This window comes from Lysinibacillus phoenicis (assembly GCF_047238325.1).
GTDB lineage: Bacteria > Bacillota > Bacilli > Bacillales_A > Planococcaceae > Lysinibacillus > Lysinibacillus irui.
The window spans coordinates 2272449-2291191 of sequence record NZ_JBDFMP010000002.1 but is presented as its reverse complement, the minus strand read 5'-3'; the positions used below and the strand labels follow the sequence as shown (position 1 = coordinate 2291191).

Annotated in this window: 15 protein-coding genes; all 15 read left to right on the top strand. The window is 39.4% G+C overall.

Features of this window, described 5'->3' with window-relative positions; translation table 11 throughout:
- Positions 1-78 precede the first annotated feature (78 nt).
- The 15 genes from ABC382_RS12915 (at position 79) to pyrG (ending at position 18699) form a co-directional block, all read left to right on the top strand.
- Entirely contained in the window at positions 79-1047 is a 969-nt protein-coding gene (locus ABC382_RS12915; protein WP_412926915.1) for an ABC transporter substrate-binding protein, read from the top strand.
- The gene (locus ABC382_RS12910) at positions 1044-2045 is read left to right on the top strand and encodes a FecCD family ABC transporter permease (protein ID WP_313471357.1); all 1002 of its coding nucleotides are present in this window, start codon (positions 1044-1046) and stop codon (positions 2043-2045) included. Before ABC382_RS12915 ends, ABC382_RS12910 begins: the two co-directional genes overlap by 4 nt.
- Positions 2042-3502, top strand: a complete 1461-nt coding sequence (locus tag ABC382_RS12905; RefSeq protein ID WP_322604800.1) for an adenosylcobinamide amidohydrolase — start codon at positions 2042-2044, stop codon at positions 3500-3502. The genes ABC382_RS12910 and ABC382_RS12905 overlap by 4 nt, the downstream gene beginning before the upstream one ends.
- Before the next feature lie 12 nt (positions 3503-3514).
- A complete protein-coding gene (locus ABC382_RS12900; RefSeq protein WP_004231536.1) occupies positions 3515-4078 on the top strand; it encodes a cob(I)yrinic acid a,c-diamide adenosyltransferase in 564 nt (187 codons plus the stop codon).
- Positions 4079-4347: 269 nt separating this feature from the next.
- Positions 4348-6582: a heterodisulfide reductase-related iron-sulfur binding cluster gene (locus ABC382_RS12895; RefSeq protein WP_313471553.1), complete on the top strand. Its 2235-nt coding sequence runs from the start codon at positions 4348-4350 to the stop codon at positions 6580-6582.
- A 198-nt stretch (positions 6583-6780) separates the two neighbouring features.
- Positions 6781-7986 carry an acetyl-CoA C-acetyltransferase gene (locus tag ABC382_RS12890; RefSeq protein WP_412926913.1) on the top strand — a complete coding sequence of 402 codons (1206 nt, stop codon included), beginning with the start codon at positions 6781-6783 and terminating at the stop codon, positions 7984-7986.
- A complete protein-coding gene (locus tag ABC382_RS12885) occupies positions 7986-8837 on the top strand; it encodes a 3-hydroxybutyryl-CoA dehydrogenase (RefSeq protein WP_322604797.1) in 852 nt (283 codons plus the stop codon). The genes ABC382_RS12890 and ABC382_RS12885 overlap by 1 nt, the downstream gene beginning before the upstream one ends.
- 56 nt (positions 8838-8893) lie before the next feature.
- Positions 8894-10030, top strand: coding sequence for an acyl-CoA dehydrogenase (locus ABC382_RS12880; protein WP_274795523.1), 1137 nt, complete (start codon positions 8894-8896; stop codon positions 10028-10030).
- 180 nt (positions 10031-10210) lie between these two features.
- Positions 10211-10507 (top strand): ribosomal eL19 family protein, encoded by a 297-nt coding sequence (locus ABC382_RS12875; RefSeq protein WP_322611250.1) that lies wholly within the window; start codon positions 10211-10213, stop codon positions 10505-10507.
- A 52-nt stretch (positions 10508-10559) separates the two neighbouring features.
- Positions 10560-11696 carry an acyl-CoA dehydrogenase gene (locus ABC382_RS12870; RefSeq protein WP_274795525.1) on the top strand — a complete coding sequence of 379 codons (1137 nt, stop codon included), beginning with the start codon at positions 10560-10562 and terminating at the stop codon, positions 11694-11696.
- A gap of 3 nt (positions 11697-11699) precedes the next feature.
- Positions 11700-12332 carry a TetR/AcrR family transcriptional regulator gene (locus tag ABC382_RS12865; RefSeq protein WP_274795526.1) on the top strand — a complete coding sequence of 211 codons (633 nt, stop codon included), beginning with the start codon at positions 11700-11702 and terminating at the stop codon, positions 12330-12332.
- Positions 12333-12425: 93 nt separating this feature from the next.
- The gene (icmF, locus tag ABC382_RS12860; protein WP_412926912.1) at positions 12426-15674 is read left to right on the top strand and encodes a fused isobutyryl-CoA mutase/GTPase IcmF; all 3249 of its coding nucleotides are present in this window, start codon (positions 12426-12428) and stop codon (positions 15672-15674) included.
- Positions 15675-15815: 141 nt separating this feature from the next.
- Positions 15816-15974 carry a hypothetical protein gene (locus tag ABC382_RS12855; protein WP_274795528.1) on the top strand — a complete coding sequence of 53 codons (159 nt, stop codon included), beginning with the start codon at positions 15816-15818 and terminating at the stop codon, positions 15972-15974.
- A gap of 153 nt (positions 15975-16127) precedes the next feature.
- Complete coding sequence (rpoE, locus tag ABC382_RS12850; protein ID WP_274795529.1) at positions 16128-16667, top strand: DNA-directed RNA polymerase subunit delta; 540 nt, start codon at positions 16128-16130, stop codon at positions 16665-16667.
- Between the two features lie 439 nt (positions 16668-17106).
- Positions 17107-18699, top strand: coding sequence for a CTP synthase (gene pyrG, locus ABC382_RS12845; RefSeq protein ID WP_274795530.1), 1593 nt, complete (start codon positions 17107-17109; stop codon positions 18697-18699).
- The last annotated feature ends 44 nt before the right edge of the window (positions 18700-18743 follow it).

Genomic DNA, 18743 nt, shown 5'->3' with positions numbered 1-18743 from the left:
CATTCGTAGATGAGGGGTCTTATTTGTGTAGGAGAATTTCTGCCCAAATAAAGCACAGATCAACGAAGGAGGATTCACATGAAGAAATTTTGGAAGATAGGATTATCAGCATTTTTAACACTAGGGTTGCTAGCTGCCTGTGGCCAAGAGGAGAAAAACGACAAGTCGTCTAATGAACCGCAAACACAGCAAGAGACATCACAGGTGGACGAAGCAACTTTCCCAATGACCATAACAGATGCCATTGGCAAGGATATAACACTAGAAGCTCCTCCAGAGAAAATTGTTTCACTTATTCCAAGTAATACTGAAATATTATTTAGCCTTGGTTTAAAAGATGAAATAGTAGGGGTTACAGACAACGATGATTATCCACCAGAGGTAGCTGAAAAGGAAAAGGTTGGCGGTATGGAATACAATATTGAAAAAATTATTGCCCTCAACCCAGATATCGTTTTTTCACATGAATCTAGCATGTCTCTTTCAGAAGCAGCGATTGAACAGCTTGAGTCAGCGGGTGTAAAAGTATTTGTCGTCAATAATGCACAAGATTTTAATGAGACATACACGACGATTGAGCAGCTTGGTCGAGCTACAGGGAAATTGCCAGAGGCTGAAGAAGTTATTGCCAACATGAAGGCAAAGGTAGAAGAAGTGCTGGCCAAAGTAAAAGATGTTGAACTAAAGAAAGTGCTAGTAGAAGCATCTGATGAGCCAGATATCTATACAGCTGGGAATGGTACGTTTATGAACGCGATGCTTGAAATGATCCATGCAGAAAATGTAGCGGCAGATGCTGATGATTGGTATAAAGTTGATGCAGAACAGATTATCGCTAAAAATCCAGATGTCATCGTGGTGACTTATCACTATGTACCAGATATTTTAACTAAAATACCACAGCGTGCTGGCTTCGATACAATTAATGCTGTGAAAAATAAAGCAATTGTACAAGTAGATGAAAACACAACAAGTCGTCAAGGTCCTCGTTTAGGAGAAGGTCTTGAAGAATTAGCAAAAGCGATCTATCCAGAGGTATTTAAGTGAAAAAAATAGCAGTAGCCTATTTAGTAACAGGCACGCTTCTTCTTATTAGCATCTGGTGTGGCGTAGCAATAGGCTCAGTGCATATTCCTTTTGAAGTATTGTGGAATCAGGCGGTTGATGAAACAGCCGCCAATATCTTTTGGAAAATCCGCTTGCCACGTGTATTGTTAGCGGGACTAGTAGGGGCTTCTCTAGCTATTGCAGGAGCTGCCTTTCAAGGTTTGCTAAAAAATCCATTAGCAGATCCATATACACTAGGTGTTTCATCTGGTGCTTCGGTTGGTGCTGTAATGACGATCTTTTTTAGCCTATCTATTCCTATTGTAGGTTTATATGCATTACCCATTTTTAGTATGATTGGCGCTATTATCACGATGGTAGTTGTGATGAGTTTTGCTAGAATGGTAGACCGTTCATTAAAAATGGAGACATTGATATTAACAGGTGTTATTTTTAGTTCATTTTTAGGTTCACTCATTTCTTTAATGATTGCTTTATCTGGTGAAGAGCTACGCCAAGTCGTTGGTTGGTTACTTGGATCTGTATCAATGCGTGGATGGCCATATGTCCAAATGATTATCCCGTTTGTTTTGATTGGCTCACTTATGCTATGGACACAAAGAAGAGAGCTAAATGTTTTATTATATGGTGAAGAGAGAGCGAAACATCTTGGGGTTAATGTAAAGCGGAGTAAGTATTTGATTTTAGCAGGTGGGTCCATGTTAACGGGAGCGGCTGTAGCGGTTTCTGGGACAATTGGTTTTGTAGGCTTAGTTGTGCCGCATATGACAAGAATGATTTGGGGTTCTGATCATCGCCATTTATTGCCATTATCATTTTTAAATGGCGCCACATTACTGATTATTTGCGATTTAGTAGCACGAACAATTATCTTGCCCAGAGAGCTACCAATTGGTGTGATTACGGCATTTATCGGAGCACCTGTTTTCTCCTACATATTTTATAAGCAACGAAGAAGCAAGGGGGTACGGGCATGATTGTGGTCGAACATCTATCAGGTGGCTATGAAGACGTAGCAATCGTCAAGGATATAAGCTTCACTGTTGAGAAGGGGAAAATTCTAGGTATTCTAGGACCGAATGGTAGTGGGAAATCCACATTATTAAAGGTAATGAGTGGTATACTACCAGCTATTGATGGAACAATTACTATAGATGGGAAAAATATCCTTTCCTATAATGCTCGTGCTTTGGCGAAAAAGATGGCTGTACTACCTCAGCTTCATGCAAATGCTTTTTCAAACAGTGTGAGAGAGGCCGTTTCACTTGGGCGCTACCCGCATCAAACAGGTTTTTTCTCGAGTTGGTCTGAACAGGACGAACAGGCTGTACAACATGCTATGCTACAAACAGGCGTGAAGCGTTATGAGCATACTGCCATGGAATTTTTATCTGGCGGTGAACAGCAAAGAGTTTTTGTTGCACAAGCATTAGCTCAAACAGCTGAAATTTTACTGCTGGATGAACCAACGAATCATCTTGATATTGCACACCAACGTCAAATTTTAGATTTGGTTCGGCAGGAAGCTGTGAAGTGTGGTTTAACGGTAGTGATGGTCCTACACGATATGAATTTAGCCTCTCTTTATTGTGATGAATTATTGCTTATGGAAGGCGGACAAATGAGAGCACTTGGTGCACCACATGAAGTATTAGTTGCTTCCCAAATCGAAGAAGTTTATCAAGCTCGAGTGACTACCTATGCCCATCCTGAATTACCAAAACCACAAATTACAATGATGCCCTCAGCTACCGATTTTCAGGAGCGGGCTGTCATCAAAAAGGAACATTTCACCATAACAGAACATTATATTCAACTCAAGACAGAGATTCCTTTAAAAACAGTATCCTCTGCTGTTCATAATCCTGGTATCGGCTGGCATAACTGCTTATTAAATCGCTCTGTACCTAGTGATTATGTCATTAGTGATGTGAAGAGAGAAGTCAACGAGTTTTTGCGTAAGGGTAAATTTTCGCCTACAAATACGGTTGTTATGTTAACAGCAGTACCAACATCTCTAGTAGCAATGAATGAATTTTCTGCTCCTTTTGGCAGTATGATAGTAGCTGTAACAGCTGGTGTAGGGAATGCGGTTGATGTGTCACGTGTACATGAAAGACAGGATGATCCATATATTGGTACTATTAATACATGGGTCATTATCAATGGCTGTTTATCGGAGGAAGCATTTTTTCAGGCAATGATGACAGCTACTGAGGCAAAAACGAAAGCTTTACATTCAGAAAATATACGTGACGAGCGTAGTGGTACCATTGCTACAGGAACTGCTACAGACAGTCTTTTAATTGCAGCGACGCAAAAAGGAGAAGAAATGCTGTATGGTGGTCCAATTACAGAGGTTGGTAAAATGATTGCTAAAGGTGTTTATGAGACAACGGTTCAGGCAATCAGAAATTATAAAAATTCATTTTAGGAGATGAGAGAAATGAAGCTTTACACGAAAACAGGTGATACAGGGAAAACAAGTCTTATTGGAGGTCGCGTTGATAAAGATAGTTTGCGTGTTGAAACATATGGGGCGATTGATGAATTAAACTCCTTTATTGGTAAGGCTGTTAGTGAATTAGATCAAGCGCTTTTCAAGGATATTTTGACAGACCTAGAAACAATTCAGCATGAACTATTCGATGCAGGTGGGGATTTAGCCAATGTGATGAAAGAGCGCCACTATAAATTAACAGAACAACCAATTGAGGTGCTTGAAGCACGTATTGATGCATTATCCGATGAAGCACCACCGTTACAACGCTTTATATTACCAGGAGGTGCACCAGCAGCTGCTACTTTACACATTGCTCGTACAGTTGCACGTCGAGCAGAGCGTGAAATGGTAACGCTTATGAAGGAAGTTGAGGATGTGCCAAAGGTTGTTCAAAAATATTTAAATCGATTATCAGATTACTTATTTGCTGCTGCACGTGTTGTGAATGCTCGATTAAATGTAGCAGATGTAGAATATATTCGTAGCGGCAATGTCTTTAAAAAATAAAATGTAATTTAATGTTGTATCAGTGAATCTCTAGTTGTAATTGATTAGGAAAGTAAAAAATGCTACTTTGAAAAAAATTCAGGGTGGCTTTTTTTCTTGTAAAATGTAAGAATATAAAATTATCAGAAATATTTCCGTTTTATGTTGACTGAATGCTCACTCATTTATTAGAATAGGAATATAATGATAAAGTGACGTACATTTCCGTATGAACTAGCAAATTTTCCACAAAGAGAGAAAATGACGACAAACTAAAGGGGGGACCAACCATGAGTCCATTATTAATTGCTAACATTGTCTTAACAGTCGTGGTTGTGCTTTATGCAGTAGGATTGTTCTTCTATCTGTTAAAAACACGCTATAAATATGTGCAATTGGGGAAAAAGGTTGAGTTTGATGAAAGTGTTAAGGAACGACTTCGCTATATTATGGTCAATGTATTTGGTCAAAATAAGCTATTAAAGGATCCAAAAAGTGGATTAATTCACGTTATGTTTTTCTATGGGTTTTTAATGGTACAGCTAGGTGCTATTGATTTAATCTGGAAGGGGTTAGCACCAGGATCACATCTGCCATTAGGCATATTCTATGGTGTCTTTACATTCTTCCAAGAGCTTGTGGTTTTAATGATTTTAATCGCAGTAGTGTGGGCATTCTACCGACGCTATGTGGAAAAGCTAGTGCGTCTAAAGAGAGGATGGAAAAACGGTCTTGTATTAATTTTCATTGGGGGATTAATGGTATCAACATTACTTGCCAATGGTATGGGGTTAATTTGGCATGGTGAAGGATTAACGTATACAGAGCCAGTTGCTTCTAGCATCGCTGCTATTTTTGGTTTCTTACCTACATCAGTAGCTGCTGGAGTATTTTATGTCATGTGGTGGGCACACCTTTTAATTTTACTAACATTCCTTGTGTACGTTCCACAATCTAAACATTTCCATTTAATTGTAAGTCCGCTTAACGTTTACATGAATCGTTTAGATCGCACAGGTACATTAACACCAATCGATTTTGAGGCTTTAGAAGAAGCTGGTGAAAACGCTGAAAGTGAAGAGGATATGCCTTCAATTGGGGTTGGGCGCATACAGGACTTCACGCAAAAGCAAATGCTAGATTTGTATTCTTGTGTAGAATGTGGGCGCTGTACAAATATGTGTCCAGCAACAGGAACGGGAAAAATGCTATCTCCAATGGATTTAATCGTAAAACTACGCGATCATCTAACATTTACTGGTGCTGTTGTAACGAAGCAAAAGCCTTGGGTACCATATCAATTCTTTGCCAATACAAAGGGTAATCAACTTGCAATGGCTGCTGGTGCTGAAGGTGCTGTGATTGAAGATATCTACAGTCCATCTTTAATTGGCGATGTCATTACGGAAGAAGAAATTTGGGCTTGTACGACTTGTCGTAACTGTGAGGATCAATGTCCAGTAATGAATGAGCATGTTGATAAAATCATTGACCTACGTCGTTATTTAACAATGACGGAAGGGAAAGTAAACCCAGATGCGCAACGTGCTATGACAAATATCGAGCGACAAGGAAACCCTTGGGGCTTAAACCGTAAAGAGAAAGAAAACTGGCGTGACCTTGATCCAACAATCCATATTCCAACAGTAAAAGAGCTGAAAAAATCTGGTGAGGAAATGGAGTACTTATTCTGGGTTGGCTCGATGGGGGCATTCGATAACCGTTCTCAAAAAATTGCTTTGGCGTTCTGCCGCTTATTAAACGAAGCTGGTGTGAAGTTTGCAATTTTAGGTAATAAAGAAAAAAACTCTGGGGATACACCTCGACGTTTAGGCAATGAATTTTTATTCCAGGAGCTAGCTACAGCAAATATTGATGAGTTTGTTAAAAACGATGTGAAAAAAATCGTAACAATTGACCCTCATGCTTACAACATCTTTAAAAACGAATATCAAGATTTTGGCTGGAAAGGTGAAGTTTATCACCATACCGAATTATTAAATCAGTTGATTGAAGAAAATCGTCTAGCGCTAAATTATGAGGTGCATGAAACAATTGTTTTCCATGATTCTTGTTACTTAGGACGTTATAACGATGTCTATGATGCTCCGCGTGAAATCTTACGAGGTATTCCAGGCGTGAAGCTTGTAGAAATGGAACGAAACCGCGAATCAGCTATGTGCTGTGGTGCTGGTGGAGGCTTAATGTGGATGGAAGAGCATGTCGGTAACCGCATTAACGTGGCGCGTACAGAGCAGGCTCTTGCAACAAATGCATCTGTTATTTCCTCTGGATGTCCTTACTGCTTAACAATGCTAGAGGATGGCACAAAGGCAAAAGAAGTGGAAGATTCAATTGGAACATTTGATGTTGCAGAATTACTAGAGCGATCAGTGTTTGGTGAAAAAGTGAAGGCTACAGAACAATCTTCTGAAGAAGCAAAAGAAGATACACTTGAAGAAGTCGTAGCGTCAGTAGAAAACATTCAACAAGACGAGAATGTTGAAGCAAACGCAGAAAAATGATCACTATTGCAGAAATATTTTAGTTATCTGAAAAATATAAATTGCACAATAAAAAATTGTTTTGTAGAATAAGATTAAATAGAAATGGGAGTTGAAATAACAAACTCCCATTTTTTATCGATAGGAGTCGAGCGAGCGTTCAGTCAATAAAATGCTTCACTACTTCATCGAGTACGTAAAACAAAAGGGGTGTTTTACTTGAATAGAGCTGTAATTTTAGCAGGAGCAAGAACAGCATTTGGTAAATTTGGTGGTTCATTATCGCCATTACATGCAAGTGATTTAGGGGCAATTGCAATAAAAGGTGCATTAGAGAAAGCAAATATTGCATCAGAAGAAGTCAATGAAGTGATTTTAGGCTCTGTATTACAAGGGGGACAGGGGCAAATTCCTTCTCGACAGGCAGCAATAAAAGCCAATTTACCAATAGAGGTAAAAACAGAAACAATTAATAAAGTTTGTGCGTCGGGGATGCGGGCTGTAACATTAGCCGATCAATTGATTCGATTAGGGGACGAAGAAGTGATTGTTGCTGGTGGAATGGAGTCTATGTCCAATGCTCCGTACTATCTATTAAATGGTCGAAATGGTTTAAGAATGGGAGATTCCACAATGGTGGATGGCATGCTATATGATGGTCTAACTTGTGCTTTCGATAAAGCAAGACCACATATGGGGAGCTATGGCAATGCGACGGCTCAAGAGTTTTCACTAAGCCGTGAGGAGCAGGACGCTTGGTCAGTACGCAGTCATGAATGTGCTCTTGCAGCAATTGACAAAGGATATTTTGCTGAAGAAATCGTACCGGTAGAGATTCCTCAACGCAAAGGCGAGCCGCTTATTGTCGATACAGACGAAGCACCAAGAGCAGGTACATCCTTGGAGGTGCTAGCGAAGCTGAAACCAGCCTTTGATAAGGATGGCACAATTACAGCAGGTAACGCACCTGGCGTTAATGATGGTGCATGTGCCCTTGTTGTTATGAGTGAGGAACGTGCAGCACGTGAAGGCAGAGAGCCCTTGGCAGTAATCATTGGGCACGAAGAGCTAGCAATAGAGCCTGAAAATTTCCCGCAAACTCCTGGTCTTGTTATTAATAAATTGCTGAAAAAGACTAATAAATCATTAGCTGATATTGATTTGATTGAAATTAATGAAGCCTTTGCAGCAGTTGCTTTAGTTAGCAAGCAATTAGCTGATTTAGATGCAGAAAAGGTCAATGTAAATGGCGGTGCAGTTGCTTTAGGTCATCCGATTGGGGCGTCTGGAGCACGTATTATTTTAACGCTTGCACATGAATTAAAGCGCCGTGGTGGGGGTATTGGCATTGCAGCAATTTGTTCAGGCGGTGGTCAAGGAGATGCAATTATGATAGAAGTACCGAAAACAGGGGGACTGAACTAATGGGAATTCAAAAGGTAATGGTCATTGGTGCAGGGCAAATGGGCTCTGGCATTGCACAGGTTTGTGCACAAGCAGGCTATGAAGTGAAATTAAACGATATCAAACAAGAATTCTTCGAGCGTGGGATTGGGGTTATTACAAAAAATCTTTCACGTGATGTAGAAAAGGGTCGTAAAACGGAGGATGAGAAGGCGGCTATTCTAGGTCGAATTACTATGTCACTAGATTTACAGGATGCTAGTGATGTAGACATTATCATTGAGGCAGCTGTAGAAAATATGGACATTAAGCAATCCATTTTTAAGCAACTTGATGAAATTGCACCTACACATGCTATTTTAGCTACGAATACATCTTCACTGCCAATTACAGAGATTGCAGCGGTAACAAATCGTCCGGAACAAGTAATTGGGATGCACTTTATGAATCCGGTACCTGTTATGAAGCTTGTAGAAATCATTAGGGGATTAGCAACAGCGGATGAAGTGTACAAAGCTGTTGAAGAGATGACGATTAAGTTATCAAAAACACCAGTGGAAGTAAATGACTTCCCAGGTTTTATTTCAAATAGAATCTTGCTTCCGATGATTAATGAAGCAATTTATGCACTTTATGAAGGCGTAGCTACGAAGGAAGCAATTGACGATGTTATGAAGCTTGGTATGAATCATCCAATGGGACCATTAACATTAGCAGACTTCATTGGCTTAGATACTTGCCTTTACATCATGGAGATTTTACATGAGGGTCTAGGAGATAGTAAATATCGTCCTTGTCCACTGCTTCGCAAATACGTAGCAGCAGGCTGGCTAGGGAAAAAATCAGGAAGAGGCTTTTACGTATATGAATAATCCTATGGGGATGGGGTTATAGATGCAACGGACAACTTAGAGGGGTGACATTATAGATGCATTTGCAATTTACAGATGAGCAAATTATGATGCGCGATATGGTTCGTAATTTCGCTCAAGAAAAAATTCAACCATGGGTAGAGCGAATGGAGGCTGGGGAATTCCCCCGAGAGATTCTTCAACAAATGGGTGAACTAGGACTAATGGGGATTACAACACCAGAAGACTTAGGTGGATCTGGTATGGATTTTACATCGTATATTATTGCGATCAATGAACTATCGAAAGTAAGCGCTGTAATGGGGGTTATTTTATCGGTGCATACATCGGTAGGTACAAATCCTATCATTTACTTCGGGAATGAAGAACAAAAGAAACGTTATGTACCTAAGCTTGCAGCAGGGGAATATTTAGGGGCGTTTTGTTTAACAGAGCCGAGTGCAGGTTCGGATGCTGGTTCATTACAATCAAAGGCAGTAAAAGATGGCGATGAATACGTCATAAATGGCTCAAAAGTATTTATTACAAATGGTGGTGAGGCTGATGTATATATTGTCTTCGCATCGACTAACCCTACTGATAAAACACGAGGTATTTCGGCCTTTATTGTCGAAAAAGGAACACCTGGCTTAATTATTGGAAAAGATGAACAGAAAATGGGCTTACACGGCTCACGTACTGTTCAATTAACATTTGATAATTGTCGTATTCCAGCTGACAACCTACTTGGGGAAGAGGGGGAAGGCTTCAAGATTGCGATGGCCAATTTAGATGTTGGACGCATTGGTATTGCAGCACAGGCATTAGGTATTGCTGAAGCAGCACTAGAAGCGGCCACTGCTTATGCAAAAGAACGTGTACAATTTGGTAAACCAATTGCTACACAACAAGGGGTTGGCTTTAAGCTAGCTGATATGGCAACAGCGGTTGAATCAGCAAAACTATTAGTCTATCGCGCAGCAGATTTACGTGCAAAAGGTTTACCTTGTGGAGCGGAAGCCTCAATGGCTAAACTCTTTGCATCACGAACAGCCGTACAAACTGCAATCGAAGCTGTTCAAGTATTTGGCGGCTATGGCTATACAGAAGATTATCCAGTAGAACGCTACTTCCGCGATGCAAAGGTCACAGAAATCTATGAAGGCACAAGTGAGATTCAAAGATTAGTCATTAGTAAACATTTACTGAAATAAAGCCTGATGTTAGGTTATGTTGATGAATTAATGGAGGAGAAAGTCGCTCTGTATAATGGGGAAATCGATCAAATAAGTGTGGACACTCCGTTCAGAAGTGAGAGAACTCCGCTTAAAGAAGGGGTAGAACCCTCTTAAGGGAGAAATGCACTCAAAGGAAGTGGAGACCGGCTCCAAAGTGTGAGAAACCCGCTCAAAGAGTGTGGCAACCCGCTCCAAAGTGTGAGAAATCCGCTCAAAGGAAGTGGCAACCCGCTCCAAAGTGTGAGGAATCCGCTCAAAGGAAGTGGCAACCCGCTCCAAAAGGTGAGAAAACCGCTCAAAGAGTGTGGAGACCCGCTCCAAAGTGTGAGAAACCCGCTCAAAGGAAGTGGAGACCCGCTCCAAAGTGTGAGAAATCCGCTCAAAGGAAGTGGAGACCCGCTCCAAAAGGTGAGAAACCCGCTCAAAGCGATCGAAATCCTTCAGCCGACATAACAGCATACAGGTAGCTACAGAACAGAGTCTAATTAAAAAGGGGAAATGGACAATGAACTTTCAGTTAACAGAAGAGCATGAACAATTACGTGAAATGATTCGTGATTTTGCGATAAATGAAGTGGCGCCAACAGCGGCAGAACGTGATGAGAATGAAGAATTCGACCGTGCTATTTTCGATAAGATGGCAGAGCTTGGGTTAACGGGTATTCCGTGGCCTGAGGAATATGGTGGCGCAGGATTTGATTACCTTGCGTATGTCATTGCTGTCGAGGAATTATCACGTGTTTGTGCTTCAACAGGGGTAACGTTATCGGCACATACGTCATTGGCAGGCTGGCCACTTTACAAGTTCGGTACAGAAGAACAAAAACAAAAATATCTTCGTCCAATGGCTGAAGGAAAACATATTGGAGCTTACGGCTTAACAGAACCAGGATCAGGTTCAGATGCAGGCGGCATGAAAACATATGCAAAACGTGATGGCGATGATTATATTTTAAATGGCTCAAAAATCTTTATTACAAACGGTGGAGTGGCGGATACATATATTGTATTTGCTGTTACTGATCCAGAGGCAAAACATGGTACATCAGCATTTATCGTAGAAGCTGGATTCGAAGGTTTTTCTGTAGGTAAGAAAGAGAAGAAATTAGGGATTCGTTCATCTCCAACAACAGAAATTATTTTTGAAAACTGTCGTGTGCCAAAAGAAAATCTACTAGGTGCTGAAGGGGAAGGCTTTAAAATTGCTATGACGACACTAGACGGTGGACGTAATGGTATTGCGGCTCAAGCTGTAGGAATTGCGCAAGGAGCACTTGATGCAGCAGTTGACTACGCAAAAGAACGTGTACAATTTGGTAAACCAATCACTGCCAATCAAGGTGTATCCTTTAAATTAGCAGATATGGCTACTCAAATTGAGGCTTCTCGACTTCTTACATACCAAGCGGCTTGGTTAGAGTCTAATAACCTACCGTATGGGAAGGCATCTGCAATGGCGAAATTGATGGCTGGTGATACAGCAATGAGTGTAACGACAGAGGCGGTTCAAGTATTTGGTGGCTATGGTTATACAAAAGATTATCCGGTAGAGCGCTTTATGCGTGATGCCAAAATTACACAAATTTACGAGGGTACGCAGGAGATTCAACGTCTAGTAATCTCGCGTATGTTAACGAAATAATCGATGACTGAAAAAGATAAAAGGCCCCAAGTACAGTCAACCGTAAAAGATGAAAATTTAATCGCCATTCGACGTGAACAAATGATTCAGGGAGCTATTAAGTTATTTAAAGAAAAAGGCTTTCACCGTGCTACGACGAGAGAAATTGCAAAAGCTGCTGGCTTTAGTATCGGTACGTTGTATGAGTACATTCGAACTAAAGAAGACGTTCTTTATCTTGTATGTGATAGTATTTATCATCATGCGATGGAGCGACTTTCGAGTTACGAGATTAAAGCGGGAACAATCGATGAGTTAAAAGAAATGATTCGAGAATATTTCCTGCAAATTGATAGCATGGTTGATGAGCTAACAATCATGTATCAAGAAACCAAATCATTATCAAAAGAAGCACAACGCTATGTATTTAGTAAAGAATTTGAAATGGTTGCTACATTTGAGCGATTGCTACAGCGTTGTGTACAGTCTGGAGAATTAACAATGACAGACAAGCAAATCCATTTAGCAGCCAATAACTTAGTTGTATCAGGACAAAGTTGGGCGTTCCGCAAATGGGCATTACATCGTCAGCATTCAATTGAAGAGTTTATTGATATGCAAATTACATTGTTTATTTCAGGCATAAAGGGGTTCTAATATTTCGTAAGGGGTTTGTCGGTAATTGCATACAGCGACATTGCAATTGCCGGCTTTTTTCAATTCATTAAGGGGAGAGAGTGAGGATTTCATATGACAAAGGTAGAAGTATATCGTCCAAAAAATCATGTACGTTTTGTGACAGCATCGAGTCTTTTTGATGGACATGATGCTTCAGTCAATATTATGCGACGCATTTTACAATCGAGCGGTGTGGAAGTAATCCATTTAGGTCATAACCGCTCGGTTGAAGAAGTCGTGAATGCTGCGATACAAGAAGATGCACAAGGTATTGCTGTTTCTTCTTATCAAGGCGGACATATGGAATACTTTAAATATATGTATGATTTACTGCGTGAAAAAGGAGCACCTCATATTAAAATTTATGGCGGTGGTGGAGGGGTAATTTTACCTCGGGAAATAAAAGAGCTTCATGCATATGGCATTGCAGGAATTTTCTCACCAGAGGATGGCCGTGTATTAGGGCTACAAGGAATGATCAATGAGCAAATTAAAGGAACAGACTTTCCTACTGCAACAGGTAACTATTTAGAGAAATTAGAGGCATTAACAACAGATACGCCAGAAATTTTAGCAAATTTAATAACAGCAGCTGAGTCAAATGATGATGAAGCTACGAAAGAAATGTTGGATGAGGCACGAAAGCGTTCTAAAGCTACACCTGTAATGGGGATTACAGGAACAGGTGGAGCAGGGAAATCTTCTTTAACAGATGAACTAATTCGCCGATTCTTAAAGGAATTCCCAGATAAACGTGTAGCCATTCTGTCTGTTGATCCAACAAAGCAAAAAACGGGTGGGGCATTACTTGGGGATCGAATTCGTATGAATGCTATCTTCAATAACCGTGTTTACATGCGTAGTTTAGCAACTCGTGGCTCACGTACGGAATTATCAGCATCGATTGGTGATGTTCTAGATGTTGTACGCGTAGCAGGCTATGATTTAATCATCGTAGAAACAAGTGGTATTGGTCAAGGTGATGCTGAAATTACAAAATACACGGATCTATCTATGTATGTGATGACAAGTGAATTTGGTGCACCAACACAGCTTGAGAAAATCGATATGATTGATTTTGCAGATGTTATTGCTATTAATAAATTTGAGCGAAAAGGCTCAGAGGATGCATTACGCCAAGTTCAAAAACAATATCAACGTTCAAGAGAGCTTTGGGAAGAATCACTTGATGCTATGCCAGTATACGGTACGATTGCTAGTCAATTTAATGATAAAGGGACCAATGCATTATTCGCAGCCTTAGTAAATATTATTAATGAGAAAACAGGCTACAATTGGGAAACGAGCTATGAGCAATTTGCTAAGACACAAAAGCAAGATGTTATCATTCCAAATGACCGTCGTTATTATTTACGAGAAATTACGGATACAGTTCGTGGCTATCATAAAAAATCAGAACAGCAGGTGGCATTTGCCCGACGTCTGTTCCAATTAGAAGGGGCCATGGCAGCAGTTAAGGAAAAGGCGCCAGATGATGCTCTTGTCGCATCGCTTGCTTCTTTAGCAGAAGGTGTTAGGGACGAATTAACAGCAGAATCCAAGCGTATATTGGATAATTGGCAAGCTTTAAAAGAAGCCTATGCTGGCGATGAGTTTGTGACAAAAGTTCGTGATAAAGAAATTCGCACAATCTTAAAAACAACCAGTCTTTCTGGTACGAAAATTCCAAAAGTAGTATTGCCAAAGTTTGAGGACTACGGTGAAATATTGCGTTGGGTTTATAAAGAAAATGTGCCTGGAGAATTCCCATATACAGCAGGAGTTTTCCAATTCAAACGTGAAGGTGAAGATCCAAAGCGTCAATTTGCTGGTGAAGGCACGCCAGAGCGAACAAATAAACGCTTCCACTATTTATCGAAGGATGATGATGCAAAGCGTTTATCTACAGCATTTGATTCTGTTACATTGTATGGGGAGGACCCAGATTACCGACCAGATATTTATGGTAAGGTCGGCGAATCAGGTGTATCAATCTGTACACTAGAAGATATGAAAAAGCTTTATGCAGGCTTTGATTTATGTGCTCCTTCTACATCTGTTTCCATGACAATTAATGGTCCAGCACCTATTATTTTAGCCATGTTCATGAATACAGCAATTGATCAACAAGTACAATTGCGTGAGAAAGAGTTAGGACGTACTTTGACAGTTGAAGAGTTTACGGAGACACGTGAGAAAACATTGCAGGTTGTGCGTGGAACAGTGCAGGCTGATATTTTAAAAGAAGATCAAGGGCAAAATACATGTATTTTCTCAACTGAATTTGCTTTACGTATGATGGGTGATATTCAGCAGTACTTCATTGATCATAAAGTGCGTAACTACTATTCAGTTTCTATTTCCGGCTACCATATTGCAGAGGCTGGAGCAAATCCTATTTCTCAATTAGCCTTTACCTTAGCAAATGGCTTTACGTATGTAGAGTATTATTTAAGTCGAGGCATGAATATTAATGACTTTGCACCAAACCTATCGTTCTTCTTCTCTAATGGATTAGATCCTGAGTATACAGTTATTGGACGTGTTGCTCGCCGTATTTGGGCAATTGTTATGCGTGATAAATATAGTGCGAATGAGCGTGCTCAAAAGCTGAAATATCATATTCAAACATCTGGTCGTAGTCTACACGCACAGGAGATTGATTTTAATGATATTCGTACAACACTACAGGCATTAATGGCTTTACAAGATAATTGTAACTCATTGCATACTAACGCCTATGATGAGGCTATTACTACGCCTACTGAGGAATCAGTGCGCCGTGCGATGGCTATACAAATGATTATTACGAAGGAACATGGTTTAGCGAAAAATGAAAATCCGCTACAAGGTGCGTTTATTGTAGAAGAGTTGACAGATCTTGTAGAAGAAGCGGTCCTTGAAGAATTTGATCGTATCAATGATCGTGGTGGGGTGCTAGGTGCGATGGAGACGCAGTACCAACGAGGTAAAATTCAAGAGGAGTCCATGTACTACGAAATGCTAAAGCACTCTGGTGAGTTACCGATTATCGGTGTCAATACTTACTTAAATCCAAATCCACCTTCAGATGCAGATATAGATAATATGGAAATTGCCCGTGCCTCAACTGAAGAAAAGGAAACACAAATTCACAATTTACAAGCATTCTGGAAGGCGCATGAAGGGGAAAGTGAAGCAGCTATTGCACGTTTACAAGAAGTTGCTGTCAATAACGGCAATATTTTTGCTGAGCTGATGGAAACAGTAAAAGTAGCTAGTTTAGGACAAATTACGAAAGCCTTATATGAAGTAGGTGGACAATATCGTCGTAACATGTAATGGTAGTTCAAACTTCATCATTTCTAATAGTCTTATTTAATTTTTGTAACTCAAGCATTTAGTGTCTAGTCTTTAGATTAGGCACTTCTTTTTATTTTCGTTATAATAGAAATGTAAAAAAAAGGGGAGGCGCGGTAGAGGATGAAAGCAGTAATTCACTACATAATTATATTAGCTTTAGTATTGGGAGCCTTTTTCCTGTATAATAAGCAAATTGGCGCTATTCCTTTACTACTATTATCTGTCTATTTGTTTTATCTTGGAATAAAAAAAATGCGTAATATAAAAAACAGTAATTGAAGCTAGCAAAGGGGCTAAAACTTTGTATATAATGGGTATTATGCTTATTGTATGGAAAGTACCTTTTGCGTGGCCTTTTTTGCTGCGCTTGGAAAATAAAGCACCATGTAATTTTAATACGTCCATTGTGATGAGGGAAAGGAAGTGCACGAATTGAATTTTCGTGAAATGACAAAGGAACAATTAACAGAAGAATCGTTAATTAACTTAGCTTATGCAGTTTTAAATGAAAAACGTGCCTCAGTGTCTTTTAATGATTTGCTAAAAATAATTCAAGAACTTGTAGGCTATAGTGATGAAGAAATGAAATCCCGTCTACTACAATTTTACACAGATATCAATATAGATGGCCGTTTCTTATATAATCAAGAAACAGGTTGGGGCTTACGTGAATGGTTTAAAGTTGAGCAAATTGAAGAAGAAACAGCACCTTCAGTTAAGACTCAAAAGAAAAAATCTAAAGCTGCGTTTGATGAGGATGAGGACCTTGATGATGTAGATCTAGATGAAGAGGATATTGATTTTGACGAAGACTTCGAAGAGTTCGTTGATGAAGAAGAACTTGATGAAGAAGAAGAGGATAAAGAAGATATCGATTTTGATGATGATGAATTAGAAGACATTGATGAAGAGATCGATGAAGACTTTATTGATGAAGAAGAAGAGTTTGAGGAAGAAGAGGAAGAGATCTAATACAGTACTCTTAGAATTTTCTTTCTTTTAAGCTCAATGTAAAAAATCTTGACTTCTACCACGGTTCCGTTTAATCTTTTACTTGGGCTCCTTAAAAGAAGGAGAAAGACCGTGTATATAATACGCTCCCCCTGCAAACCTATGCAGGAGGAGCGTTTTTTTGTTTTTAACTTTTATTCAGTTTAGTTCTCCCATGCTTTTAATACAGCTATGAATATAAATGTTTTTATTTATTCATGATGTAAGTAAACGGTACTGAATAGTTGTTAGAGTTTTAAGGTTTAAAGGAAAGTGAAAAGAGATAGAACCGATTACAGCTTCGAATCGACTACGTTTTGTAGACATTCTCGGCTTTTCTTTTTTTAGGGTATTAGAATGTAAGTTGTTTTGATCCCTAAATGATTTAGTGATTAAGTACATCATAAGGAGGAATTTATTCATGACGAAGTATATTTTTGTAACAGGTGGGGTTGTATCATCTCTTGGAAAAGGGATTGTTGCAGCATCTCTAGGTCGTTTATTAAAAAATCGCGGTTTAGAAGTTACGATTCAAAAATTTGACCCATATATCAATATAGACCCAGGTACAATGAGCCCTTATCAACATGGTGAAGTATTTGTAACGGATGATGGTGCTGAGGCTGACTTAGACTTAGGACACTATGAACGTTTCATTGATATTAACCTAGGAAAACATTCTACAGTAACTTCAGGTCGCGTTTATCAATCTGTTTTACAGAAAGAACGTCGTGGAGATTATAACGGTGGAACAGTTCAAGTAATTCCTCATATTACAAACGAAATCAAAGACCGTATCCAACGCGCTGGTCGTGAAACAAATGCAGACGTTGTTATTACAGAGGTTGGAGGAACAGTAGGTGATATTGAATCATTACCATTCCTTGAAGCAATCCGCCAAATGAAAACAAATTTAGGGCATAACAATGTAATGTATATTCACTGTACACTTATTCCTTATATTAAAGCAGCTGGTGAGCTTAAAACAAAACCTACACAACATTCTGTAAAAGAATTGCGCTCTTTAGGAATCCAGCCAAACATTATTGTTGTACGTACAGAACAAGAAGTACCACAAGATATGAAAGAGAAATTAGCATTATTCTGTGATGTTCAACCACATGAAATTATTGAATCTCGCGATGCTGAGCATTTATATGAAGTACCATTAAACCTTCACGCACAAGATATAGATGATATCGTTCTTGATCATTTTGGTATTGAAGCTCCAGAGGCAGATATGGAAGAATGGCGCGAACTTGTAGAAAAGGTGAAGAACTTACCAAATAAAAGAAAGGTAGCATTAGTAGGGAAATATGTAGAACTACAAGATGCTTACATTTCAGTAGTTGAGGCATTAAAGCATGCAGGTTATGTATATAATTCTGATATTGAAATTGACTGGATTAATGCAGAACACGTAGATGCAGATAATGTTGCTTCACTTTTAAAAGGTGCAGACGCAATTTTAGTACCAGGTGGCTTCGGTGATCGTGGTGTGGAAGGCAAAATTTTAGCGACACAATATGCACGTGAAAATGATGTACCTTTCTTAGGTATTTGTTTAGGTATGCAATTGGCCACAGTAGAATTTGCTCGTAATGTCCTTGGCCTAAAAGGTGCACATTCTACAGAGCTTGATGCCAATACAGAGTATCCAATTATCGATTTCTTACCTGATCAAAACGATAGTGTTGATATCGGTGGTACATTACGTTTAGGATTATATCCATGTAAATTAAAAGATGGCTCTAAAGCAAGCACAGCTTACGGCAAAGAGCTTGTTTATGAGCGTCACCGTCATCGCTATGAATTTAATAATGAATATCGTGAAGCAATGGAAGCAGCTGGTCTTGTCTTCTCAGGTACAAGCCCTGATGGCAAATTGGTTGAAATTATTGAGCTACCAGAAAACAATTTCTTTGTAGCATGTCAATTCCACCCAGAGCTAGTTTCACGTCCAAATCGTCCACAACCATTGTTCCGTGATTTTATCGGTGCAACATTTAAATAAATTAAAAAGAGTTGTCTCGTTTATTGAGACAACTCTTTTATTTT

Coding starts and splice junctions, on each gene's coding strand:
- ABC382_RS12870 (WP_274795525.1), top strand. CDS start 10,560: ATGAACTTTCAGTTAACAGAAGAGCATGAACAATTACGTGAAATGATT.
- icmF (WP_412926912.1), top strand. CDS start 12,426: ATGACAAAGGTAGAAGTATATCGTCCAAAAAATCATGTACGTTTTGTG.
- ABC382_RS12905 (WP_322604800.1), top strand. CDS start 2,042: ATGATTGTGGTCGAACATCTATCAGGTGGCTATGAAGACGTAGCAATC.
- ABC382_RS12885 (WP_322604797.1), top strand. CDS start 7,986: ATGGGAATTCAAAAGGTAATGGTCATTGGTGCAGGGCAAATGGGCTCT.
- ABC382_RS12855 (WP_274795528.1), top strand. CDS start 15,816: ATGAAAGCAGTAATTCACTACATAATTATATTAGCTTTAGTATTGGGA.
- ABC382_RS12915 (WP_412926915.1), top strand. CDS start 79: ATGAAGAAATTTTGGAAGATAGGATTATCAGCATTTTTAACACTAGGG.
- ABC382_RS12865 (WP_274795526.1), top strand. CDS start 11,700: ATGACTGAAAAAGATAAAAGGCCCCAAGTACAGTCAACCGTAAAAGAT.
- ABC382_RS12900 (WP_004231536.1), top strand. CDS start 3,515: ATGAAGCTTTACACGAAAACAGGTGATACAGGGAAAACAAGTCTTATT.
- ABC382_RS12895 (WP_313471553.1), top strand. CDS start 4,348: ATGAGTCCATTATTAATTGCTAACATTGTCTTAACAGTCGTGGTTGTG.
- pyrG (WP_274795530.1), top strand. CDS start 17,107: ATGACGAAGTATATTTTTGTAACAGGTGGGGTTGTATCATCTCTTGGA.
- ABC382_RS12880 (WP_274795523.1), top strand. CDS start 8,894: ATGCATTTGCAATTTACAGATGAGCAAATTATGATGCGCGATATGGTT.